The sequence below is a fragment of the Yoonia sp. genome (assembly GCF_965660735.1).
Taxonomy (GTDB): Bacteria; Pseudomonadota; Alphaproteobacteria; order Rhodobacterales; family Rhodobacteraceae; genus Yoonia.
The window spans coordinates 1-23,622 of sequence record NZ_CBFIBD010000024.1 but is presented as its reverse complement, the minus strand read 5'-3'; the positions used below and the strand labels follow the sequence as shown (position 1 = coordinate 23,622).

The 23,622-nt window shown below is 60.3% G+C and carries 24 protein-coding genes; 15 read left to right on the top strand and 9 right to left on the bottom strand.

Going from position 1 to position 23,622, the window contains the following annotated elements; all coding sequences use genetic code 11:
* Nucleotides 1-29: 29 nt before the first annotated feature.
* The 6 genes from ACTG4B_RS10105 to ACTG4B_RS10080 all read right to left on the bottom strand — a co-directional run bounded on the left by ACTG4B_RS10105 (nt 30) and on the right by ACTG4B_RS10080 (nt 7,343).
* On the bottom strand, nt 30-2,399 hold the full coding sequence (locus ACTG4B_RS10105; protein WP_439155576.1) for a xanthine dehydrogenase family protein molybdopterin-binding subunit: 2,370 nt from the start codon (nt 2,397-2,399) through the stop codon (nt 30-32).
* Nucleotides 2,400-2,488: 89 nt separating this feature from the next.
* Complete coding sequence (locus ACTG4B_RS10100; protein ID WP_439155575.1) at nt 2,489-2,974, bottom strand: (2Fe-2S)-binding protein; 486 nt, start codon at nt 2,972-2,974, stop codon at nt 2,489-2,491.
* Between the two features lie 141 nt (nt 2,975-3,115).
* Nucleotides 3,116-4,117: a molybdopterin-binding protein gene (locus tag ACTG4B_RS10095; RefSeq protein WP_439155574.1), complete on the bottom strand. Its 1,002-nt coding sequence runs from the start codon at nt 4,115-4,117 to the stop codon at nt 3,116-3,118.
* Nucleotides 4,114-5,109 carry an XdhC family protein gene (locus ACTG4B_RS10090; protein WP_439155573.1) on the bottom strand — a complete coding sequence of 332 codons (996 nt, stop codon included), beginning with the start codon at nt 5,107-5,109 and terminating at the stop codon, nt 4,114-4,116. The genes ACTG4B_RS10095 and ACTG4B_RS10090 overlap by 4 nt, the downstream gene beginning before the upstream one ends.
* Entirely contained in the window at nt 5,106-6,368 is a 1,263-nt protein-coding gene (locus ACTG4B_RS10085) for a vWA domain-containing protein (protein ID WP_439155572.1), read from the bottom strand. Before ACTG4B_RS10085 ends, ACTG4B_RS10090 begins: the two co-directional genes overlap by 4 nt.
* Before the next feature lie 69 nt (nt 6,369-6,437).
* On the bottom strand, nt 6,438-7,343 hold the full coding sequence (locus ACTG4B_RS10080; protein ID WP_439155571.1) for an AAA family ATPase: 906 nt from the start codon (nt 7,341-7,343) through the stop codon (nt 6,438-6,440).
* A 112-nt stretch (nt 7,344-7,455) separates the two neighbouring features.
* Here ACTG4B_RS10080 and ACTG4B_RS10075 point away from each other — a divergent pair, with 112 nt between their 5' ends.
* On the top strand, nt 7,456-8,679 hold the full coding sequence (locus tag ACTG4B_RS10075; RefSeq protein ID WP_439155570.1) for an acyl-CoA dehydrogenase: 1,224 nt from the start codon (nt 7,456-7,458) through the stop codon (nt 8,677-8,679).
* 107 nt (nt 8,680-8,786) lie between these two features.
* Complete coding sequence (locus ACTG4B_RS10070) at nt 8,787-9,716, top strand: phosphoadenosine phosphosulfate reductase (protein ID WP_439155569.1); 930 nt, start codon at nt 8,787-8,789, stop codon at nt 9,714-9,716.
* Here ACTG4B_RS10070 and ACTG4B_RS10065 read toward each other — a convergent pair.
* Both ACTG4B_RS10065 and ACTG4B_RS10060 read right to left on the bottom strand, forming a co-directional pair.
* Entirely contained in the window at nt 9,713-9,934 is a 222-nt protein-coding gene (locus ACTG4B_RS10065) for a DUF1127 domain-containing protein (protein WP_439155568.1), read from the bottom strand. The two genes, ACTG4B_RS10070 and ACTG4B_RS10065, sit on opposite strands and share 4 nt — an antisense overlap.
* A gap of 99 nt (nt 9,935-10,033) precedes the next feature.
* Nucleotides 10,034-10,321, bottom strand: a complete 288-nt coding sequence (locus ACTG4B_RS10060) for a hypothetical protein (RefSeq protein WP_439155567.1) — start codon at nt 10,319-10,321, stop codon at nt 10,034-10,036.
* 117 nt (nt 10,322-10,438) lie between these two features.
* On the opposite strand from ACTG4B_RS10060, the gene pyrC reads away from it, so the two are divergent.
* The 13 genes from pyrC to ACTG4B_RS09995 all read left to right on the top strand — a co-directional run bounded on the left by pyrC (nt 10,439) and on the right by ACTG4B_RS09995 (nt 22,924).
* Entirely contained in the window at nt 10,439-11,491 is a 1,053-nt protein-coding gene (gene pyrC / locus ACTG4B_RS10055) for a dihydroorotase (RefSeq protein WP_439155566.1), read from the top strand.
* Nucleotides 11,492-11,549: 58 nt separating this feature from the next.
* Nucleotides 11,550-12,218, top strand: a complete 669-nt coding sequence (locus ACTG4B_RS10050; RefSeq protein ID WP_439155565.1) for an orotate phosphoribosyltransferase — start codon at nt 11,550-11,552, stop codon at nt 12,216-12,218.
* A 200-nt stretch (nt 12,219-12,418) separates the two neighbouring features.
* On the top strand, nt 12,419-13,906 hold the full coding sequence (locus ACTG4B_RS10045) for a replicative DNA helicase (RefSeq protein ID WP_439155564.1): 1,488 nt from the start codon (nt 12,419-12,421) through the stop codon (nt 13,904-13,906).
* A 115-nt stretch (nt 13,907-14,021) separates the two neighbouring features.
* Complete coding sequence (gene alr / locus ACTG4B_RS10040) at nt 14,022-15,059, top strand: alanine racemase (RefSeq protein ID WP_439155563.1); 1,038 nt, start codon at nt 14,022-14,024, stop codon at nt 15,057-15,059.
* Nucleotides 15,060-15,500, top strand: coding sequence for a paraquat-inducible protein A (locus tag ACTG4B_RS10035; RefSeq protein WP_439155562.1), 441 nt, complete (start codon nt 15,060-15,062; stop codon nt 15,498-15,500).
* A gap of 36 nt (nt 15,501-15,536) precedes the next feature.
* A complete protein-coding gene (gene radA / locus ACTG4B_RS10030; protein ID WP_439155561.1) occupies nt 15,537-16,901 on the top strand; it encodes a DNA repair protein RadA in 1,365 nt (454 codons plus the stop codon).
* Between the two features lie 21 nt (nt 16,902-16,922).
* Nucleotides 16,923-17,501, top strand: a complete 579-nt coding sequence (locus ACTG4B_RS10025; protein WP_439155560.1) for a CvpA family protein — start codon at nt 16,923-16,925, stop codon at nt 17,499-17,501.
* A 139-nt stretch (nt 17,502-17,640) separates the two neighbouring features.
* On the top strand, nt 17,641-19,101 hold the full coding sequence (gene purF, locus ACTG4B_RS10020) for an amidophosphoribosyltransferase (protein WP_439155602.1): 1,461 nt from the start codon (nt 17,641-17,643) through the stop codon (nt 19,099-19,101).
* A 92-nt stretch (nt 19,102-19,193) separates the two neighbouring features.
* Nucleotides 19,194-19,454, top strand: coding sequence for a hypothetical protein (locus ACTG4B_RS10015; protein WP_439155559.1), 261 nt, complete (start codon nt 19,194-19,196; stop codon nt 19,452-19,454).
* Between the two features lie 46 nt (nt 19,455-19,500).
* On the top strand, nt 19,501-20,145 hold the full coding sequence (locus ACTG4B_RS10010) for an SDR family NAD(P)-dependent oxidoreductase (protein WP_439155558.1): 645 nt from the start codon (nt 19,501-19,503) through the stop codon (nt 20,143-20,145).
* Between the two features lie 113 nt (nt 20,146-20,258).
* Nucleotides 20,259-21,044, top strand: a complete 786-nt coding sequence (gene surE, locus ACTG4B_RS10005) for a 5'/3'-nucleotidase SurE (RefSeq protein WP_439155557.1) — start codon at nt 20,259-20,261, stop codon at nt 21,042-21,044.
* A complete protein-coding gene (locus ACTG4B_RS10000; protein ID WP_439155556.1) occupies nt 21,041-21,682 on the top strand; it encodes a protein-L-isoaspartate(D-aspartate) O-methyltransferase in 642 nt (213 codons plus the stop codon). The genes surE and ACTG4B_RS10000 overlap by 4 nt, the downstream gene beginning before the upstream one ends.
* 57 nt (nt 21,683-21,739) lie before the next feature.
* Nucleotides 21,740-22,924: a peptidoglycan DD-metalloendopeptidase family protein gene (locus ACTG4B_RS09995; protein ID WP_439155555.1), complete on the top strand. Its 1,185-nt coding sequence runs from the start codon at nt 21,740-21,742 to the stop codon at nt 22,922-22,924.
* Between the two features lie 23 nt (nt 22,925-22,947).
* On the opposite strand, the gene ACTG4B_RS09990 is transcribed toward ACTG4B_RS09995, so the two are convergent.
* Nucleotides 22,948-23,622: ATP-binding protein (locus tag ACTG4B_RS09990; RefSeq protein ID WP_439155554.1), on the bottom strand; the 675-nt coding region annotated here is incomplete at its 5' end.

Below are 23,622 nucleotides of genomic sequence, written 5' to 3'. Positions count from 1 at the left end.
GGGCTGGCCCCCGGTCCTGCCCTCTCTCTTCATGCCCCCTGCATCGCGGACCAAACCCGGTGCGGGGTCATTGGCATGTCGATATGGGTGACGTTCTTGCCGCCCGATTGCAGGGCGTCGACAACCGCATTGACGACCGTTGGCGGTGATCCGATGGCCCCCGCCTCGCCGCAGCCTTTGACACCCAAGGGGTTATGCGTGCAGGCATTTCCCTTGCTGTGATCGACCGTATAGAACGGCAGGTCATCGGCGCGCGGCATGGTATAATCCATATAGCTGGCTGACAGAAGCTGGCCGTTCTCGTCGTAGGTGGTGTTTTCGACCAAGGCCTGACCGATCCCCTGTCCCAGACCGCCGTGCACCTGCCCGGTCACAACCATCGGGTTGATAACATTACCAAAGTCATCAACCGCCGTCATCCGGTCCACACGCACCTTGCCGGTTTCAGGATCGACTTCGACCTCGCAGCAATAGGCACCCGACGGATAGGTAAAGTTCGCCGGATCGTAGAATGCTGTTTCCTCCAGCCCCGGTTCGATATCCTCGATCGGGAAATTGTGGGGGATGTAGGCTTTCAGCGCGACCTCACCAAAGCTCACGGATTTATCGGTCCCTGCAACGCTGAACACGCCGTCCGTCAGCTCGATATCCGCCTCAGAAGCCTCTAGCATATGCGCTGCGATTTTCTTGGCTTTGCTGATGATCTTTTCGGTCGCACGCACCACGGCCGACCCGCACACCGCCAGGGACCGCGATCCATAGGTGCCCATCCCGAAGGGGATTTTCGACGTGTCGCCATGCACGATATCGATGTTTTGCGGATCAATGCCAAGCATTTCGGCCACGACCTGTGGGAACACTGTTTCATGCCCTTGCCCGTGGCTGTGCGCGCCGACCATGACCGACAGGTTGCCGGTGGCGTTCACCCGGACCGTTGCTGCATCATAAAGACCGACACGCGCCCCCAGCACACCCACAAGGTTCGACGGCGCGATGCCGCAAGCCTCGATATAGGCGTTCACGCCAAAGCCGCGCAGCAGTCCCTTGGCCTCGGACGCCTTGCGCCGTCCGGCAAAGCCCGCCACATCGGCGACCTTTTCCATCTGGTCCATCAGTGCGTCGTAGTTGCCGCTGTCGTATTCCAGACCTGCCGCAGAGGCGAAAGGGTACTGGTCCGGCTTGATGAAGTTCTGCCGACGCAGTTCAATCGGGTCACGCCCGATCTCACGGGCGGCTTTGTCGATCACGCGTTCCAGTGAAAAGGTCGCCTCGGGGCGGCCCGCGCCGCGATAGGCGTCAACGGGGGCAGTGTTGGTAAACACGGCCTTCACGTTCACATAGACCAGCGGCACGGTGTAGTTGCCCGCCATCAGCGTGCCATGCAGGAACGTCGGCGTTGCGGTGGAAAAATTCGACAGATAGGCGCCGACGTTGGCCATGGTCTCGGTCCGGAAGGCAAGGAAATTGCCCTCGGCGTCCATCGCCAGTTCGATCTTGGTGACGTGATCGCGACCATGGGCGTCTGTCAAAAACGATTCTGTCCGGTCGGCAGTCCATTTGACGGTCCGGCCCAGTTTCTTGGCAGCCGCCAGAACAAGTGCTTCTTCGCCGTAGTGATAGATCTTGGACCCAAAACCGCCACCCACGTCGGGTGCGATCACGGTCAGCTTGTTTTCGGGAATCCCCATGACAAAGGCGCTGATCAACAACCGCGTCAGATGCGGGTTCTGGCTGGTGGTGTGCAGCGTGTATTCATCTGTACCGGGATTGTAATGCCCGATGGAACAGCGCGGTTCCATTGCGTTGGGCACAAGCCGGTTATTGACCAGTTCCAGCGTGGTGACGTGATGCGCGTTCTTGATCGCCTCGTCCGTCGCAGCGCGGTTATCTTCGATCCAGCCCCAGTCGAAACACTGGTTTGTGCCGATTTCATCATGGACATAGTTGGTGCCTGACAGCGCGTCCTTCATGTTCACGATGGCGGGCAGCTCTTCGATATCGGCTTCGATCGCCTCGACCGCATCGCGGGCCTGCTGGACCGTTTCTGCGATGACGGCGGCATAGGCGTCGCCCACGTGGCGGACCTTGCCATGGGCCAGCACCGGACGCTTGGGTTCTTTCATCGGCTCGCCGTCGCGGCTGTTGATCAGCCAGCCAGCGGGGTTGCCACCCACCTCGGCAAAATCCTCGCCGGTAAAAATCGCCAGCACGCCCGGCATGGATGCGGCCGCTCTGGTGTCGATGGATTTGATGACCCCGTTTGCCACGGTAGAGCGGGCAAAGACGGCCGCGCATTCGCCATGGGTATAGATATCATCGGTGTATCGGCCACGACCGGTCAGAAACCGGACATCCTCGCGGCGTTTGGTGCTTGCACCTATTCCAGTGTCTTTTGGCATTGAATTTCCTCCCTCGTCGGGTGGCCAAGCTCCACCCTAAGTAAATCGGGGTGCGTCAGGTAGGCCTTGCCTGTCCCTGCCCCGCAAAATCACTCGGCTGCGATCGCCCCTACATCCTGGCCCGATGCGGCCATGATCGCCTTGACAATGTTGTGATAGCCCGTGCAGCGGCAGATATTTCCTTCCAGATACTCTCTGATTTCGGCCTCTGTCGGGGTAGGATTCTCTTTCAGCAGCGCCGCTGCCGACATCACCATGCCCGGCGTGCAAAATCCGCATTGCAGACCATGATGGTCCTGAAACGCCTGCTGAATGACATTCAGCGATCCATCGGGGTTCGCCTGACCTTCGATCGTGGCCACATCGGCCCCGTCCGCCTCAAGCGCAAACATCGTGCAGGATTTCACTGCGTTCCCATCAACATGCACCACACAAGCGCCGCATTGGCTGGTGTCACATCCCACATGCGTCCCTGTCAGCCGCAGGTCGTCCCGCAGAAAATCCACCAGCAGTGTCCGGCCTTCGACGTCCCCGGACACCGATCGCCCGTTCACCTGCATCGTCACCTTGGTCATGAATCCCTCCCGAAATGGTGTTTTCTTTCGTAAGAGTTAAACACGGCTTTTCAGACATGAGAACAGCAAACTTTCGCTGCAGTTGCAGCATCATGCCGGTTTGGCGGGCAGGCGTGCCACAATACCCAAGCTGACAAAAGGCTATCTGGTTCTTTTGGCTGCGCCAATCTGCGCGCGCGGCTGGGGTCGTGTCGGGATTTCCTTGAGCAACCCTCCGACCCCCATCGCGGCAAAATCCGCAGGCGTCAGATCGACGCCGCAAATCACCCTCTCCATCACCCAATCCGCCCCGTTCAGCGCGGGCGACCGGGCACACCCCGGCAATCCGATCACCGGACGTTTGTCCAGATACCCCAGGAAAAGAAGGTTCCCGGGGTCTACGGGCATGCCAAACTGAACGAGCCGCCCGCCCGCCGCACGCAGGGCCGCAGGGCCCACATCATCCGGGTCAGACGTGGCCGAGGCCGTCAGCACGAAAATCACCTCGCCGGGACTTTGGGCAATGGCCTGCGCCAATTCGGCGGTATCGTGTTTGACGATGATCCGCGGCGTCAGGTCAAGCCCCAGTCGGTCCAGCCGCCCCCGGATCGCATCGCGTCCCTTGGCCGCAGGTACATCCGTCAGCCGGGTTTCGATCAATGTGGCGTCGCGATAGGCCGGCTGCGCAACCGCAAGCAGATCGCTTCCGGCCGCGGCGGCGGTTTGCAGATGCGGCCGCGGGACCGCGTAGGAAATGATTTTGATCGTGGCAACCATGCTGCCGGGCGCGACCCGGTGCAGTGGCGGAACAGTCGCCACGGTGATCATCGGGTTCACCGCGTTCACTGCGTTGATCCCATCCACCGCTATCCGGGCGATACCGATGGCTGTTGCAATGACGTTCACCCGACCGGTGGCGGCCTGCGTCAACCGCAGCCCCGGGCCGGTAATCGCCCTTGCCAGATGTGCTGCGGCTGTGTCCTCATCCATGTCGTCCGGTGCGAGCCGCGCCACGACAACAGTATCATGTCCGCTTGCGAGCAGCCTGGCCAATTCCGCTGGCCCCAACGTCAGGCCCTTGCGTAAGCGCCCATCCGCCACAACGACCGAATGCGCCAGCACCGCGCCCAGCGCATCGGTGACGGGGACAGGGCCGAATTTCACGACCGCTTGCGCAGGGTCTGCGTCACCTGCGCCATGATGCTGACAGCAATCTCGCCCGGGTTCCGCCCACCGATATCAAGGCCGACAGGGGCATGAATGCGCGCGATCTCTGCTGGCGTGAACCCTGCATCCTGCAAACGCTCCACGCGCTTGGCATGGGTGCGGGTCGATCCCAGACAGCCTAGGTAAAAGATGTCGGACCGCAAGACAGCCTTGATCGCAGGATCATCCAGCTTTGGATCGTGGGTTAGCGTCACCACCGCCGTGCGCGCATCGGGCCGCAATGCAGCCAAGGCTGCATCCGGCCAGTCGTCCAGAATGGTTTCGCCGGGAAAACGGCCTTGCGCGCCAAAGGCGGCGCGCGGGTCGATCAGCGTCGGCGCATAACCACATGCGCGGGCCATGACGACCAGCGGCTGCGCGATATGCACCGCCCCGACGATGATCATGCGCAAGGGCGGGTTGTGCACACCCACGAACGTCCGCCCGTCATCCTCAATGCCGGACCGATCCATGCGGAACCGGTCGGGGTAGGCACCAGCCGGTGCCAGGCGCGCGGGCCCGCTTTCCAGATCGGTCACGTAGGCCACAGGCTCTGCCCGGGCGCGTGCCGCAACAAGCTGTTCCAGGATGGGCACCGGTAGGGCACTGCCGACCGGTTCAACCAGCACCCTGATCTGTCCGCCGCACGCCAGACCCACGGCAAAGGCTTCGTCATCGCTGACGCCGAAATCCAGCAGCCGCGGCTTGCCATCGGCCAGCGCGTCGATCGCTTCCAAGATGACCGCGCCTTCGACGCAGCCCCCCGATACCGACCCTTGGATCATGCCGTCTGCGTCGATGACCAACTGGCTGCCGATGGGGCGCGGTGCGGACCCCCATGTTTGCACCACGGTCGCAAGGGCCACGTCGCGCCCGGCCCGATACCATTGCAGAGCCAATTCTGGAATATCCATCATGGCCGGTTCCTCTTGTCTGGCTATACGGGTCATGCCCCCTCCTGCCCCATCATCGCCATCAGCCGCACCTTTTGGCCGCCGTCATCAGGATGGGCCAGCGCCTGTGTCAGCCCTTCCAATGACGCGATATTATGCCCCGCCCGAAAGCTTGTGCAATGGGGCAGCATCTGGATGATCCCGCGCGCCTTGGGGGTAAAGCCATCCCACCGCAACAGCGGGTTCAGCCAGATGACCTGCCGTGCCGATAGTTTTAGCCGTTCCATCTCACGGCCCAGATTGGCATCGCTGTCACGGTCAAGGCCATCGGTGATCAACAAGACGACGGCCCCCTGCCCCATGACCCGGCGCGACCAGTCGCGGTTGAACGCGTGCAGACAGGCGGCGATTCTCGTGCCGCCTTCCCAGTCTTGCGCCTCGGCCCCGGCTGCGGCAAGGGCAGCATCCACGTCACGGGTGCGCAGATGCCGGGTGATGTTGGTCAACCGCGTGCCAAAGGTAAAGGCGTGAACCTGCGCCCAGCCTTGCCCCTCGCGATTGGCGACGGAATGCAGGAAATGCAGGACAGCCCGCGAATACTGCGACATCGACCCCGAAATATCGCACAGAACGACAAGATTTGGATAGCGCAAGCGCCGACGTCTGGTCGCGAAATCAGTCACCTCGCCGCCGCGGCGCATGGCAGTCCGCATGGTGCCGCGCCAGTCGGGCAGATGCCCCGGCAAGGGTTGCGTGCGGCGACTGTGGATCGGGGGAACCGGCAGACGCAGTTTGGCCAGCATCCGTTGTGCGGCGGCCATTTCGGCGGTGCTCATCTGTTCGAAATCCAGACTGCGCAAGCGTTCGGTGGTCGATATGGTGCGCGATGCGTCGATCTCGACCTCGGTTTCTTCACCTGTTTGTTCGGTTGCGGGCAAGTCGGGCAGCTGATCGTCAAGAAGCGCCTGTGCCGCGCGTTTCTCAGCCGCTTGCGCCAACCGTTCGTCTTGGGCGCCCCGCACCATGGGCGACAGCAACGACATCATCTGTTCCAGATATTGCGGGTCGCGCCAGTAAAGCCGAAAGAGCTGAGCGAAGACAAGTCGTTCTTCTGGTTTCGACACGAAGCAGGCGTGCAGGGTCCAGTAAAAATCATTCCGGCGCGTGAAACCGGCCGCATGCACCGCCCGGATCGCATCGATTACCCGGCCCGGCCCGGCCGGCAAGCCCGCACGCCGCAGGGCGCGTGCGAAATGCACGATATTCTGTGCCAGTTTGGGGTCGTCCGGCAACGCCAGATCAGGCAGATCAACCATGTTGCGCGCGTCGGACCGGGGATTTCACATCCCCGGACCCCTGTGAGGTATTTTTGAACAGAAGAAGCATCAATGCATGTCCAGTTCGGCCTTTGCCGCATCCAGGATCCGTTTCGCTTCGGAACCCTGGAGTTTTTGGATATCGTCCTGATATTTCAGGATGGCACCCAGCGTATCGGCGATTGTCGCGGGCGACAGGTTGATCACATCCAGTGCCAGCAGACATTTTGCCCAGTCGATGGTTTCGGCCACGCCCGGTTTCTTGAACAGATCCTCGCCGCGCAGTTTTTGCACAAAAGCCACGATTTCACGCGACAAGGCCTCGGATGCTTCGGGCGCGCGTGCGTGCAGAATTTCCATTTCCCGATCGAAATCAGGGTAGTCGACCCAGTGATAAAGACAGCGCCGTTTCAGCGCGTCGTGCACTTCGCGGGTGCGGTTGGATGTAATGATCACGATAGGCGGTGCGGGGGCCTTGATGGTTCCCAGTTCCGGGATCGTCACCTGAAAATCCGACAGCGCCTCGAGCAGGAACGCCTCGAACGGGGCGTCGGTGCGGTCAAGCTCGTCGATCAAAAGCACGGGCGGTCCACCAGATTGGGGGCGCATGGCCTGTAGCAGCGGGCGTTCGATCAGGTAGTCTTCGGTGAAGAGCTCTGTCTTGAGCGTATCGCGATCCGCCCCGCCTGCGGCCTCTGCCGCGCGGATGGCAATCATCTGTTCGGCAAAGTTCCATTCATAAACGGCCGAAGCGGCATCAAGCCCTTCGTAGCATTGCAGCCGGATCAGCCGCCGGCCCAGCGCCGCTGCGATCGCCTTGGCGATTTCGGTCTTCCCGGTGCCGGCTTCACCTTCAAGAAACAGTGGCCGCCCCAGACGCAGGCTGAGAAACACCACCGTCGCCAATGCCCGCCCGCAGACATAGTCCTGCCCGGCAAGCGCTGCCTGCACCTCTTCGATATCTGCAAATGCCATTTTTTCACTCCCTCACCGGCTATAGCTGCATCCTGTGCGCGCGTCGTCAAGCCGTGCATTGCCACGATGCCCCCAAAGTCCTAGCCTTGCCGGCAACTGCGGAGGCTGCCACATGAATGATTCCACCCCTATCAAAACAACTGGCTTTGGCCCTGATCTGGGCCCGTTCGACTGGGCCGACCCACTGCGGCTTGAGGATCAGTTGACCGAGGACGAACGGATGCTGCGCGATGCAGCGCAGACATTCGCGCAGGGTGTTTTGCAGCCCAAGATCAAGGACGCCTACCGCGACGCAATCGTGGATCCTGCGATTTTTGCCCAGATGGGCGAAGCCGGGTTGCTGGGCGTCACCATACCCGAAGAATTCGGCGGGCTGGGCGCGGGTTATGTCACCTACGGGCTTGTCGCGCGCGAGATCGAGCGGGTGGACAGCGGGTACCGGTCGATGATGTCGGTGCAATCGTCCCTCGTGATGTATCCCATCAACGCCTATGGGTCCGACGCGCAGCGCGCCAAATACCTCCCCGGATTGGCGGCAGGCACGCTGATCGGCTGTTTCGGGTTGACTGAACCGGATGCGGGCAGCGACCCGGCGGGCATGAAAACGACCGCGAAAAAGACCGCTGACGGGTATGTTTTGAACGGGTCAAAGATGTGGATCAGCAACGCCCCCATCGCGGATGTGTTTGTGGTCTGGGCCAAATCCGACGCACATGGCGGCAAGATCAGAGGCTTTGTCCTTGAAAAGGGCATGGCGGGATTGAGCGCGCCGAAAATCGGCGGCAAGCTGTCGTTGCGCGCCTCGGTTACCGGCGAAATCGTTATGGACGGTGTCGCAGTGGGCGAGGAGGCGCTGTTGCCCGGCGTGCAGGGCCTGAAAGGGCCATTTGGCTGTTTGAACCGTGCGCGTTATGGCATTGCCTGGGGTGTCATGGGCGCGGCAGAGGCCTGTTGGCACGCGGCGCGCAATTATGGCCTGGACCGCAAGCAGTTCGGCAAGCCATTGGCGCAAACCCAGCTTTTCCAGAAAAAACTGGCCGATATGCAGACCGAGATCGCATTGGGCACCCAAAGCGTGCTGCAACTTGGCCGCCTGATGGAGGCAGGCCGCGCAGCCCCTGAAATGATCAGTCTGTTGAAACGGAACAACTGCGGCAAGGCGCTGGATATCGCGCGGGCGTCGCGCGACATGCATGGCGGCAATGGAATCAGCGAGGATTTCCAGATCATGCGGCATATGGTTAACCTTGAAACGGTGAATACCTATGAAGGGACGCATGATGTGCACGCACTAATTCTCGGACGTGCACAAACGGGCCTTCAGGCGTTCTTTTAGGCGTTTACGCTGACAATTGGGCACCAAAATGCGCCCACTATTGCCGCAAAGCCTAGTTAGATAGTAAGCCGACAGATGGGGGTGTTTTCCCCAGTTGGAGCGTAACGATGCAAGACCCACAGTTAACGATTATTACCAATTTGACCGACCTCGAACCAAACGACTGGTTCGCCGAAATCGACGATATTTGCGAAGACCATGGTTTTTTTGAGCAATTAGGCAGCACGCATTGTGTCGGCTTTCTTGAAGGCTGCAACAAGCTGCTGGTGACTTTTGAAAACGCGCAAGAAATTCGGGCCCATAACGCGGATGCAGAGCCGCGCGGTTTTGCATTTGCCCGTCAGGATGGCTGGTCACATCTGTCACTAATGTCGTTCGAGGCAAGCTGGTTTCGCGATCAGGCGATTTATGATTTCTTCGACCGTATGATTGATGACGGATTTTTCGATGATTTCGAACGAATCGTCTTTCACGGGGCCCATGGTGGTGCCTATGCCGCTGCGGCCTTTAGCGTGGCGGCCCCCGGTGCGACAGTCATCGCGCTACGCCCACAGGCGACGCTTGACGCGCAGACAGCTGGCTGGGATCCGCGTTACAAGGCGCAACGGATCAACAACTTCAATGATCGCTTTGGGTATGCGCCCGAGATGATCGACGCGGCAGATGAGGTTTTTGTCGCCTTTGATCCCCTGCAGCGACTGGACGCGGTGCATGCGGCATTGTTCAGGCAATCCCATGTCACGATGTTGCCTTGTCCGCTTTTGGGGACGCATCTTGATCAGGCGCTGGACCGTCTTGGGATCCATGATGTCATGATCAAACTGGCCATGGATGGCACGCTTGACCGCGAGCGTTTCATCCAGTTGTTGCGTGCAAGGCGTTATGACCAGACCTATGTGCGGGCGCTGGTCTTGCGGCTGATCAGCATCGATCATCGCGGCCTTGCACGGGTCATCTGCCGCTACATGCTTCAGCGCGGGCGCAATGCATTTTTTGCCGAAAAGCTGCGCGATCTGTCAGAGATGCCGGAAGATTAAAGGTAATAGACGTCGCGATAGACATGCCGGACGATGTCGGAACGGGCAACGCCCATCCGTTTGAGATCGGCGTCACTGCAGTTCTCGAGGCGGGCAACGACATCGGACCGGCTTCGGGCCTCCATCAACTGATCAAGCCAATGCACCATCCTTGCCGCGATGCGGGACATCAGGCCGCTGTGCGTGATCGTGGCAAGTGGTTCATTGAAAAAAGCCATGGGTCAACTCCTGCTAGGTGTGCGTTGACCCGAACATATGACATTGCGATGAACCCAAAACCGTCAAAGCCGCATTGCCGCAATGCAGCATCCGCATGGCTAGCGGTCGTCTGGGGCGCGATTGATCAGTTTTTGGATGCGATTTGCAAGGCGCGTGCCGAAATAGCCCAGCGCACCGCCCGCGATCACCCAAAATGGTGAACCGCTGTGTAGCAGATCCGCCGCTACGCCTGCCGCCAGCATCGCAATCAGGAAGCCGACGACGGGTCTTTCGGCCGGTTTAATTGTTATATGACGCGACACCGCCTTGATCACCGGATCAGCAAGACTTTCGGTAATCTGCGGCGTCAAATATCCTGCGGCGGCGGCGATGAGAAATCCAAGCATCTTGTGGCTCCGGCTATGGTGGGCAACGCGTTACATATCGGGATCAACCCCGCGATGCGCAAGGTCAAAGACAAGAACCTATGGTCACGACGGGCGCAAAGGTGTAATCCGTCGCGCATGACTGAAACTGATATCACACGCCTGACGATCCGCCGCCCTGATGATTGGCACCTGCACCTGCGCGACGGGGCCATGTTGCGGGCTGTCTTGCCAGAAACGACACGCCATTTCGGTCGGGCAATCATCATGCCCAATCTTGTCCCGCCCGTGGTGTCGGGGGCACAAGCCGTTGCCTATCGCGACCGGATCCTGGCCGCGTTACCAGCGGGGGCGAACTTTACGCCCTTGATGACGCTGTACCTGACCGAAGAAACCGACCCCACCGATGTGCGCCGCGCCCATGCCGACGGCATCGCCACGGCGGTCAAGCTGTATCCGGCAGGTGCCACGACAAATTCGGCATCAGGCGTGCGCGATTTCGATAAGGTCCGACCGGTGCTGGAAGTCATGGCGGAAATCGGGATGCCGCTTTGCGTGCATGGCGAGGTGACAGACAGCGCCATCGACATTTTCGACCGCGAAGCGGTGTTTATCGACAAGGTACTGAAACCGCTGCGCAAGAAGGTGCCTGATCTGAAGATCGTGATGGAACATGTGACCACGCAGAACGCGGTGGATTACGTGCGCGACAGCCACAAGAACCTGGCCGCGACGATCACGACCCATCACCTGATCATCAACCGCAATCATATCCTCGCAGGTGGCATCAAACCGCATTATTACTGCCTGCCCGTCGCCAAACGCGAGGCACATCGCATCGCGCTGGTGCAGGCGGCCATTTCGGGGGACAAGCGGTTTTTCCTTGGCACCGACAGTGCGCCGCACACAGACCCCGCCAAGCTGCAACCCTGTGGCTGTGCCGGAATATTCACGGCGCCAAACACCATGTCCTGTCTGACCGAAGTGTTCGAAGTCGCCGGCAAACTGAAAAAGCTGGAAGCCTTCGCATCGCTGAACGGACCGCAATTTTATGGCCTGCCCCCCAATGACGCGACAATCACGCTGGAAAAAGGGGCGCCTGTCACCTATCCCGCCACGATCCCGACAGATGACGGCCCTCTGACGGTCTTTGACCCCGGTTTCGATCTGCACTGGCGTGTCGTTGATTGAACCGGCGGATGCCTCCGGCGGGGATATTTATACTCTGAAGAAGCAATAGGTAGACGTGATGATCCCGACCTCTTTTCCCACCAAAGAAGAAATGGCGCAGTTGACCGCCGGCATGCTGATCGAGATCGGAGCGATTGATTTCAACGCCTTTGAACCGTTCACCCATGCATCCGGCAAGCAGGCGCCGACCTATGTTGATTGCCGCAAGCTGATTTCCTATCCGCGCATTCGCGCCACGCTGATGGATTTCATGGCAGTTTCAATCATGCGCGAGGCCGGTTTCGAGGCCTTCGACAATGTTGCAGGTGGCGAAACGGCGGGTATTCCCTTTGCAGCACTGGTCGCTGAACGTCTGGCCTTGCCAATGACCTATGTGCGTAAGAAACCCAAGGGTTATGGCCGCAACGCCCGCATCGAAGGCGTGATGACCGAAGGTCAGCGGGTGCTGCTGGTCGAGGATCTGACCACCGACGGCGGCTCGAAATTGTCTTTTGTGGATGCGATCCGCGACACGGGTGCCACCTGTTCGGCCACTGCCGTGATCTTTTTCTATGGCATCTTTGACGGTGTGGAACAGACACTGGCCGATCACGGCGTGCAGTTGATCCATCTTTGCACATGGTGGGATGTCCTGACCGAAGCCAAGGCGCGCGGCGCGTTCGATCCGGCCACATTGGCCACAGTCGAGGCCTATCTGCGCGATCCGGCCGATTGGACGCCTGCATAAACCGTTAAAATCTTTTCCACAGGCTGTGGATGGATATTGCCGCATAGGGTAGCCTGAACAGCGATGGCTACCCGATGTTGACGGCGCCTGCCTTTTTTGGGGGGCTCGGCAAGAGTTATCCCCGGGTATCCACAGGAACAGGTGTGGCAGGCGCATCTGCATTACTGCTAGGAGCAGTCTGGAGCAGGCGGGGCAATAAAATGAACGAGATCACGACATTCAATGCAACCGGGTCTGATGACACCACGCCTGACCTGATGCCGCATTCCATCGAGGCCGAACAACAGCTTCTGGGCGCGATCCTGACCAACAACGATATTTTTGACCGGGTAGCTTCGGTGATCGGGCCCAAGCATTTCTATGATCCGGTCCATGCGCGTATTTTTGAAACAGCCGCGAGCCGCATCGGCAAGAACATGCTGGCAAGCCCTGTAACGCTGAAAACCTTCATGGAGGACGACGAGGGCCTGAAGGAGTTGGGCGGGCCGCCCTATCTGGCGCGTCTGGCGGGGGCTGCGATCTCGGCTTTTGCGGCGCGCGACTATGCCCAGATGATCTATGATCTGGCCACACGGCGCGAGCTGATCCAGCTGGGGCGTAACATTGCTGATAAAGCCGCCAAGGTCGATGTGGAAAGCGAGCCCAAGGAACAGATCGTCGAAGCCGAACAGGCACTTTATTCGCTGGCCGAACAGGGCACAGCCGAACAGGGGTTTCAAAGTTTCTTGCGCGCGGTGACCACAGCTGTGAATGTCGCCAACTCTGCCTATCAGCGCGAGGGCGGGCTGGCGGGAATTTCCACGGGTCTTGTCGATATGGACAAGAAGCTGGGCGGGCTGCATAAATCGGACCTGCTGATCCTTGCCGGGCGCCCGTCGATGGGCAAGACATCGCTGGCCACGAATATCGCTTATAATGTCGCCAAGGCCTATCAGCGGGGGCGGCTGTCCGATGGGTCGGAAGGGGCCATGGACGGCGGGGTCGTCGGTTTCTTTTCGCTTGAGATGAGCGCCGAACAACTGGCTGGACGTATCCTGGCGGAGGCGTCGGAAATTTCGTCCCACAAGATCCGGCAGGGTGAAATGACCGAGAGCGAATTCCGCCGCTTTGTCGATGCGGCGAAAAAGCTGGAATCGTGTCCACTGTTCATTGATGACACCGCCGCGATCCCGATTTCACAACTGGCGGCTCGCGCGCGCCGGTTGAAACGAACGCATGGGCTGGATTTGTTGATCGTGGATTATTTGCAGCTGGTGCGCGGCACTTCTGACAACCGCGTGCAGGAAATCGGCGAGATTTCGATGGGGCTCAAGGCGATTGCCAAGGAATTGAACATTCCCGTCGTGGCCTTGTCACAGCTGTCGCGCCAGGTGGAAAGCCGCGAAGACAAGCGCCCCCAACTGTCTGACCTGCGCGAATCAGGGTCGATCGAGCAGGACGCCGATGTCGTCATGTTCGTCTATCGCGGCGAATATTACGTGGAACGTGAAAAGCCCGATGATGCCAACATGGAAGCCATCGCCGCCTGGCAGGACAAGATGTCGAACCTGCATGGCAAGGCAGAGGTGATCATCGGCAAGCAGCGGCACGGACCAATCGGCACGGTCGAGCTGTCGTTCACATCCGAATTCACGCGGTTCGGCAATCTGATCAAACCATGGCAGCAAGGCGAAGATCAGCAGTTCTGAGATCGTCTGTTGTTGCATGTATCATTGCAAGCCTGTCACGGTTCGGCAGAGCAGAATCTGCCGGTGATGCGGTAAGCTCTTGCCGCGCGGTCCTCCCCCTGCCAAAAGATGCGACATGAGTACAGGACGCCTTACAATCGACCTTGATGCCGTTGTCGCCAACTGGCGTGCACTGGACGACATGACCAACGCCAAGACCGCTGCCGTGGTCAAGGCAAACGGCTATGGCCTTGGCGCCGCCAATGTGGCCAAGGCGCTGTTTCGCGCGGGTGTGCGGCAATTCTTTGTCGCCGTCGCGGAAGAGGCGGCACCCATCCGTGCCGAACTGGGTGACAAGCCTGAAATCAACGTGTTTTCAGGACATATGAAGGGCGATACCGACCTGATCCGCGAATTGCGACTGACGCCCCTGCTGAATTCGGTCGCGCAGATGACACAGCATTTCGAAACCCTGCCCGGCCACGCCTTTGGCATCCAGCTTGACACCGGCATGAACCGACTGGGGATGGAGCCGCAGGAATGGGCCGCGGTGGCTGAACTGGTGCTGTCGCAAAACCCGACGCTGGTGATGTCGCATCTGGCCTGTTCCGATGAACCCGACCACCCGATGAACCCGCATCAGCTGGATATTTTCAAACAGCTGACGGACGGCATCAATGTGCCACGGTCACTGGCGGCCACGGGCGGTATCCTGCTCGGGCCGGAATATCACTTTGACCTCACCCGCCCGGGTATCGGGCTTTATGGGGGGCTTCCGTTTGCAGATGCGACCCCGGTGGTCGAACTGGACCTGCCTGTCGTGCAGGTCCGCGATGTCGCCGCAGGCGAGGTCGTGGGGTATGGCAATAGCTGGCAGGCTGAACGTGCGACGCGGCTGGCCACTGTCTCGGGCGGGTATGCCGATGGGATTTTCCGCATCCTGTCTGACAAGGCCACGCTTTATCATGGCAACACGGCTTGCCCGCTGGTGGGGCGCGTGTCGATGGATCTGCTGACCATCGATATCACCGACCTTGATGAAACGCCCGACAAGCTGACACTTATCGGCCCGCAGCAAAGCGTGGACGATCTGGCTGCGGATGCAAAAACAATCGGTTACGAAGTACTGACCCAGCTTGGCGCGCGCTATAACCGCAAGACCTACGGCAAATAGATGCTGAATGCCCTGAGGATCGCCAACCTGTTGCTGCTGGTCCTGTTTCCGATCGCGTGGTTCGCGCCACTGATGCGCGCGGGCCTGCTGCCGCTGTTCGGGCTAAGCGAAATCAGCGTGATTTCGGGAATGCAGGCGCTGTGGGACAGCGATGTGGCGCTGGCGTTGCTGGTCACATTCTTTGCGCTGTTCGCGCCCTATCTGAAAACCATCGGGCTGGCGCTGATCCATTTCAACATGATGCGGCGCAAGGTATTGCCGGTGCTGTCGTGGCTGGGAAAACTCGCGATGGCCGATGTGTTTCTGGTCGCGCTATACATCGTGGTGATCAAGGGGATTGGCGTGGGCAAGGTGGAAACGGCATGGGGGCTTTACCTGTTCACGGCATGTATTCTTGCCTCTGTCATCATATCAACCCTGACCGCGAAACAGACAAAGTAGATTGCCGACCGTTTCATATTGGTCCAAAAGGTGAACATGGCGAAAGATCTTTCCTTTTCCTGCAATGAATGCGGCGCATCCTTCGGCAAATGGTCGGGTCGCTGCGACGCTTGCGGTGCTTGGAATTCCATTACCGAGGACAAGGCGTTGTCGTCCGGCCCCAAGGGCAAGACGCTGGGCGGATTGCGGGGCCGATCGATCCCCTTGACCGATCTTGATACGCAAGAGGCAGAACCACCGCGCACGCAGGCCGGTGTGGGCGAATTGGACCGCGTGCTGGGCGGCGGGCTGGTCAAGGCATCGGCCCTGCTGGTGGGTGGCGATCCCGGCATCGGCAAGTCCACTCTGCTGTTGCAGGCGGCCGCACGATTTGCCCGCAACGGGCTGAAAGTCATCTATATTTCCGGCGAGGAATCGAATGCGCAGGTGCAAATGCGCGGACGGCGGCTGGGGTTGGAAAAAAGCCCTGTGATGCTGGCATCCGAAACCAACCTGCGCGATATCCTGACCACGCTGGAGGCTGAAAAGCCCGATCTGGCAATCATCGATTCGATCCAGACGATGTGGGCCGACAATGTAGACAGCGCGCCGGGCAGCGTGTCGCAGGTCCGGTCTTCGGCGCATGAATTGACCACCTTTGCAAAACGCAATGGCATGTCTGTCATCATGGTCGGTCACGTCACCAAGGACGGCACGATCGCAGGCCCCCGCGTTGTCGAACATATGGTCGATACCGTGCTTTATTTCGAAGGCGAACGTGGGCATCAGTTCCGCATCCTGCGGTCGGTCAAGAACCGTTTTGGCCCCGCAGATGAAATCGGCGTCTTTGAAATGACCGGCAAGGGGCTGGCAGAGGTCAAGAATCCCTCGGCGCTGTTTTTGTCCGAACGCAGTACCCCTGCCCCCGGGTCGGTGGTCTTTGCTGGCATCGAAGGCACCCGCCCCATGCTGTGCGAGATACAGGCACTTGTGGCACCTTCGCCACACAGCCAACCCCGGCGATCCGTCGTCGGATGGGACGGCGGGCGGCTGGCGATGATCCTTGCCGTGCTTGAATCGCGCTGCGGCGTGCCCTTTACGGGGTTGGATGTTTATCTCAACGTAGCAGGGGGTTTGCGCATCACCGAACCGGCTGCGGATCTGGCTGTTGCTGCTGCCCTTGTGTCCGCGCGCGAAGATGCTGCTTTGCCGTCAGAGGCCGTCATATTCGGGGAAATCAGCCTGTCGGGCGCGCTGCGTCCGGTGGTCCAGACCGAAAATAGATTGAAAGAAGCCCAGAAACTTGGTTTTACATCCGCGATCATGCCGCAACAGGTCAAGAAAGCCGCGGTTGCCGGAATAAGCCTGCGCCAGACGCAGGATCTGGCCGGATTTGTAGAAGAGTTATTCGGCGCAAGGTAGCGCCCACGCAGGAGACGGATCATGGACGGTTTCACATTGGTAGACGCAGGTGTCGCCATCATCATCCTTTTATCGGCCGTTCTGGCCTATAGCCGGGGTTTCGTCCGCGAGACCATGGCGATCCTGGGATGGATCGGGGCCACTGTCGTTGCCTTTATTTTTGCCGATCAGGTGGAACCGTTGGTCCGCCAGGTGCCTGTTGTCGGCGATTTCATCGGAGACAGTTGTGAACTGGCCATCATCGCCGCATTTGCCGCAGTTTTTGCCGTCGCACTTGTCGTGGTGTCCGTCTTTACACCCCTGTTTTCGACAGTGGTGCAACGGTCGGCCTTGGGTGGGGTTGATCAGGCCGCCGGTTTCCTGTTCGGCGCGCTGCGCGGCGTGCTGTTGATTGCGGTTGCCTTTTTTGTCTACGAGACGGTGTTTTCCGGCCAAGCCATTGCAATGATTGACGATAGCAGGTCCGCCGGGGCATTTGCCCAGTTGACCGGCCGGATCGAGGCGCAGAACCCCGAACAGGCGTTGGGATGGATCACACAACAATATGAGCAATTGGTCGGTTCCTGTGGTGAACCCGCCGCACCGCCTGCTGCGCAATAAGCAGGTGTGCAACAAATGTGCAGCTGCGCCTTTTGCAGCCGGGCATCTGATGATCGTTTCGTGACATGGCCCGTCTGACCTATTAAGACGGGCCCAAGTCAACCCCCTTGGATTCGGAGCTGCCCTCTTGTCCCACGACATGCCCCCCGCCCATCCCTTTGACGACGACAAGCTGCGCGAGGAATGTGGCGTCTTTGGTGTGGTCGGTGTCACTGATGCATCGAATTTCATCGCCCTGGGCCTGCACGCCCTGCAACACCGCGGCCAAGAGGCCGGCGGCATCGTCACCCACGACCCGCAGAGCGGGTTTCATCAAGCCCGCCGGATGGGTCTGGTGCGCGATAACTTTACCTCTGCCAGCATGATGGCCCGCCTGCCCGGCCCCATTGGCATCGGGCATGTGCGCTATTCCACCGCCGGTGACAAAAGCCAGCAAACCGCGATCCGCGATGTGCAGCCTTTCTTTGGCGAATTTGCGATGGGCGGTGCGGCAATTGCCCATAACGGCAATATCACCAACGCCCTGCGCCTGCGGCGCGAATTGATCGAACGCGGGTCGATCTTTCAGTCGTCATCCGACAGTGAATGCATCATCCACCTGATGGCCCGGTCCATGGGTCGCACCATCGTTGACCGTATGGAAGAGGCGCTGCGCAAGGTCGAAGGCGCGTTTTCCATCGTCGCCATGACCCGCACAAAACTGATTGGATGCCGCGACCCGTTAGGCGTACGCCCGCTGGTGCTGGGCCGGGTTGGCGACGCTTGGGTGCTGGCGTCGGAAACCTGTGCGCTGGATATCATCGGTGCCGAGTTCGTTCGCGAAATCGAAGCCGGTGAAATGGTCGTGATCAACACCGATGGCGTCGAAAGCCATTTCCCGTTTCGCCGCGCCAAGTCGCGTTTCTGCATCTTCGAACACGTCTATTTCAGCCGCCCCGATAGTATTCTGGGTGGCCGGTCGGTCTATGAAACCCGCGAAAGCATCGGCCGCGAACTGGCAAAAGAGGCCCCGGTCGATGCCGATCTGGTCTGCCCGGTGCCCGACAGCGGCACGCCTGCGGCGATCGGCTATTCGCTGCAATCGGGTATTCCCTATGCAATGGGAATCATCCGCAACCAATATATGGGGCGGACGTTCATCGAACCATCCGAAAGCATCCGCAACATGGGTGTGCGTCTGAAACTGAACGTCAACCGCGCCCTGATCAAGGGCAAGCGCGTCATTCTGGTGGACGACAGCGTGGTGCGCGGCACCACCAGCCGCAAGATCAAGGAAATGATCCTTGATGCCGGCGCGGCAGAAGTGCATTTTCGCATCGCAAGCCCCCCCACCGCATGGCCCTGTTTTTACGGCGTGGACACACCGCAGCGCGAAAAGCTGCTTGCCGCGACAATGACCGAAGAAGAAATGCGCGACCATCTGCAAGTGGACAGCCTGAAATTCATTTCTCTTGACGGGCTTTACCGCGCCGTCGGCGTGGCAGAGGGGCGCGACAAGAAGAACCCCGCCTATTGCGACGCCTGTTTCTCTGGCGAATACCCCATCGCGCCCAGCGATATGATCGAACAGGGGTTTCAGGCGAAAACGGCGGCGGAATAACGCCCATCAGACCACTGCGGCGCCTGTGACGGGCTTTTGCCTGCCCCTTGGCTCTGGCATAGGTGCGCAGAAGAAAAACAAGCGGTGTTCACATGTCAGAAACAACACCGGCCCTTGCGGCCGATCACGCGACCCTCGCGGGCATTCTGCCGTTGAACGGTCTGACCCTGATCGGCATCTTCAATTCACATGATGGGCCTGCGGCGCTGTTGCGGTCGTCTCGCGGACAAATCGCACGGGCCACGCCGGGGGCGCAGGTGCTGGGCGTCACCGTCACCGCCATCGGCGATACATCCGTGATGCTGTTGGATGTTGCAGGCTCCACGCATGCGCTGGCCGTGCCCGGTTCGTGATCCTGACCTCTTGACCTTGCCGCCGGTTCGGCACATCACCGCGCGCATGACACAGATAGCATTGATCACGGGTGCCTCTCGGGGCTTGGGCGCGGCACTGGCCAAGGCGCTGGCGCCAACGCATCACATCATCGCCGTTGGCAAGACCGTCGGCGCACTGGAAGACCTGGATGACGCAATTCAGGCGCTGGGTGGGCAGGCGACGCTGGCACCGATGGACATTACCGTCGATGCGGCCATGCAGCAGCTGTGCCGCGGAATCTTTGACCGCTGGGGCAAACTGGATCTGTGGCTGCATGCTGCTGTTCATGCGGCCCCCCTGGCGCCTGCCGGACATATCGGCCCCAAGGATCTGGCGAAATCCATGTCCATCAACGTTGAGGCCACGGCGCGCCTGATCGCCTATGTGGGCCCCTTGTTGGGGGAAACAGGACAGGCGGTGTTTTTCGATGACCCGCGCGGCGGGGCGCAGTTTTTCGGCGCATATGGTGCAAGCAAGGCCGCACAGATCGCACTCGCGCGCAGTTGGCAGGCCGAAAGCTTGCGGACCGGGCCGAAGGTGACGATCCTCGAACCCGCGCCCATGCCCACGGCCACACGCGCCCGGTTCCACCCCGGAGAGGATCGCAGCACCCTGACCGACCCCGCCACCGAGGCCGCGCGCCTGTTGCCTCAAATCCTGCCCGCTTAGGCCGGTTCTGAGTCCTTTGCGCCACATTCCCGAAAAGCGCAACTTGCAGCGTGCCACCCGGCTTGCCGCCCCCTGCCCGCTGCCATAGGAACAATGGGAAACAGGGGTGAACAATGCGCATTCTCATCACCAATGACGACGGGATCAACGCACCGGGGCTGAAGGTGCTGACTGCCATCGCCCATGATGTCGCAGGCGCGGGCGGCGAGGTCTGGACCGTTGCGCCCGCATTCGAGCAATCCGGCGTCGGTCATTGCATAAGCTACACCCACCCGACGATGATAGCAGAACTGTCCGAGCGTCGCTTTGCCGCCGAAGGCTCGCCCGCCGATTGCGTCATGGCCGGCATCTATGACGTGATGAAAGAAGGCCTGCCCGACCTGATCCTGTCTGGCGTGAACAGGGGCAATAACGCGGCTGAAAACACGCTTTATTCCGGCACGGTCGGTGCCTGTATCGAAGGCGCGCTGCAAGGGGTGCGTTCAATCGCCTTGTCGCAGTTTTATGGCGACGGCAACAAGGATCTGGATAACCCGTTCGAAGCGGCGGCAGCCCATGGCGCGGCCACTGTGCGGGCCTTGTTGAACGACAATCTATGGGACGATGCGGACTATCAGATTTTCTATAATGTCAATTTCCCCCCCGTGCCCGCGGCCGCCGTCAAGGGCATGGCCGCCACCACCCAGGGGTTCCGTCTGAACACACGGTTCCGGGCCGAGGCCCAGACATCGCCCACCGGGCGCAAGTTCCTGTGGCTGCGCGGTGGCCCGCAACACGAACCCACCGCCCCCGGCACCGATGCGGCGGCCAATCTGGATGGCTTTATCTCGATCACGCCGATGCGCGTAGACCTGACCGATTACGATATGGTCGCGACACTGCGGGATGCGCTCAAGTGACGTTCGACGCGGCCACCAAGATGCAATTCCTTTACGCCCTGCGCAGCAAGGGGGTTACGGATGCCCGCGTGCTGACCGCGATGGAACAAGTGGACCGTGCCGACTACATGCGCGGCACGTTTGCCGACCGTGCATATGACGACATGCCGCTGCCTATCGCCTGCGGTCAGACGATCAGCCAGCCGTCAATCGTGGGAATCATGACGCAGGCCTTGCGGATCACGCCGCGCGACAAGGTTCTGGAAATCGGCACCGGATCGGGCTATCAGGCCGCAATCCTAAGCAAACTGTCGCGCCGGGTCTATACGGTGGACCGTTACCGGCGGCTGGTACAGGCCGCCCGCGCCGTATTCGAGGCACGCGACATTACAAACATCACCGCTTTTACCGCCGATGGCAGTTTCGGTCTGGCCGAACAGGCCCCGTTTGATCGGATATTGCTGACGGCCGCCGCCGAAGACCCGCCCGGCCCCCTCTTGGCGCAATTGCGCATTGGGGGTATCATGGTGTTGCCGGTCGGCCAGTCGGATACAGTGCAAAGCCTGATCCGCGTCACCCGGCACGAGAGTGGCTATGACTATGACGAATTGCGCCCCGTGCGCTTTGTTCCCTTGCTTGAAGGGCTGGGACAGGACTAGACAGGCAAAAGCACGACCCCGGACAACAAGGGGCGGCTGACAAAGAGGAGCGGTAAGATGGCCCAAGGGCAAAAGACCCCCAAAAAGACGCTGCTGATGGCAGGTGCAGCATTGGTGGCACTGTCGGCATGCGCGGATTTTGATCCCGACATGCGCAATCTTGGCAATGGGTTCGACACCACCAATGCAGTGCAGACACGGGCTGATCGACCAAGGCCCGATGCGCGTGGTGTGATTTCCTATCCGACCTATCAGGTTGTGGTGGCGCAGCGCGACGATACAATCCGCGGCATCGCCATCCGTCTGGGGTTGGATGTGGACGAACTGGCGACGTATAACGGAATCGCACCGGATGTGATCTTGCGTCGTGACGAAATTGTTGCGCTGCCGTCCCGTGTACCGGACCCAATGACCGCCGGTGGGCCAGTGGCCGGTCAGCCGCTTGACGTGGCAGCCGTGGCGACGGGCGCGCTTGATCGTGCAGGCGCAGGCAGTACGGCCGTGACAGCCACGCCGCTTGATCCGGTCACACCGGTTGCAAATCCTGCACCAGCGGTTCCGGCACAGCCCGAACCGATCCGGCACCAGGTGCAACGTGGGGAAACGGTATTTGCGTTGTCGCGGCTTTACAATGTGCCGGTGCGCACGATTGCCGAATGGAACGGACTGGACAGTGAATTTACGGTGCGCTCCGGGCAGTTTCTGCTGATCCCCCAAGGCCAGTCATCCCCCGCCCCCACGACACGCGTGATCGAAGCCCCCGGCGCAGGGTCTGCCACGCCAGTGCCGCCAAGCGCGGCAACGCCGCTGCCCGACGAGAGGCCGTCGGCCCCCCTGCCCGCCAGCGCAACGCCAGCGGCCCCCGATCTGGGATCGCCGACCACAACTTCGTCGGCCCGGCTTGCGCAGCCCGTGCAAGGCAGCATTTTTCGTGGCTACAACCCCGGCACGAATGAAGGCATTGATATCGCGGCCCCCGCAGGCACCGATGTCAAAGCAGCCGACGCCGGAAGTGTTGCCGCAGTGACCACCAACACCAGCGGTGTGGCCATCGTGGTGATCAAGCATGATGACGGCTTGCTGACGGTATATACCAATATCGACCGCCTGACCGTGAACAAGGGTGATACGGTTTCGCGCGGACAAACCATCGGCAAGATCCGCGCAAGCGACCCTTCATTCCTGCATTTCGAAGTGCGCCGCGGGCTGCAGAGTGTCGATCCAACCGATTTCCTGCCGTGACGTAGGGTAGAGCGTGATCCAGCTTACGGCAGGATCACACCACGCCGGCCCGCAAGATCGGTAAAATACTGCCAGGCTACGCGGCCCGACCGGCTGCCGCGGGTCGCTTGCCATTCAATCGCCTCGGCTCTCAGGGTGGCATCGTCGATATCCACACCGTGGGCATCGCAATACCCGCGGATCATCGCGAGATACTGATCCTGATCACAGGGATGAAAGCCCAGCCACAGCCCGAACCGATCCGAAAGCGACACTTTTTCCTCGACCGCCTCGGCGGGGGAAATGGCGCTGGAACGTTCGTTTTCGATCATGTCGCGGGGCATCAGATGGCGGCGGTTGGATGTCGCATATAGGACCACATTATCCGGCCGCCCCTCGATCCCGCCATCCAGAACGGCCTTGAGCGACTTGTAATGCGCATCGTCATGGCCAAACGACAGGTCATCGCAGAATAGGATGAACCGTTCCGGCGCACCGCGCAGCACATTCAGGCAACGCCCGATCGTCGGCAAATCCTCGCGCTGGACCTCGACCATCTTCAGATCGGGGTGATCAACCTGCAAAGCGCCATGCACCGCCTTGACAAGGCTTGATTTTCCCATGCCGCGCGCGCCCCATAGCAGGGCGTTATTTGCAGGTAAACCGCGCGCGAATTGCAAGGTATTTGCCATCAGCGTGTCGCGCGACCTGTCCACCCC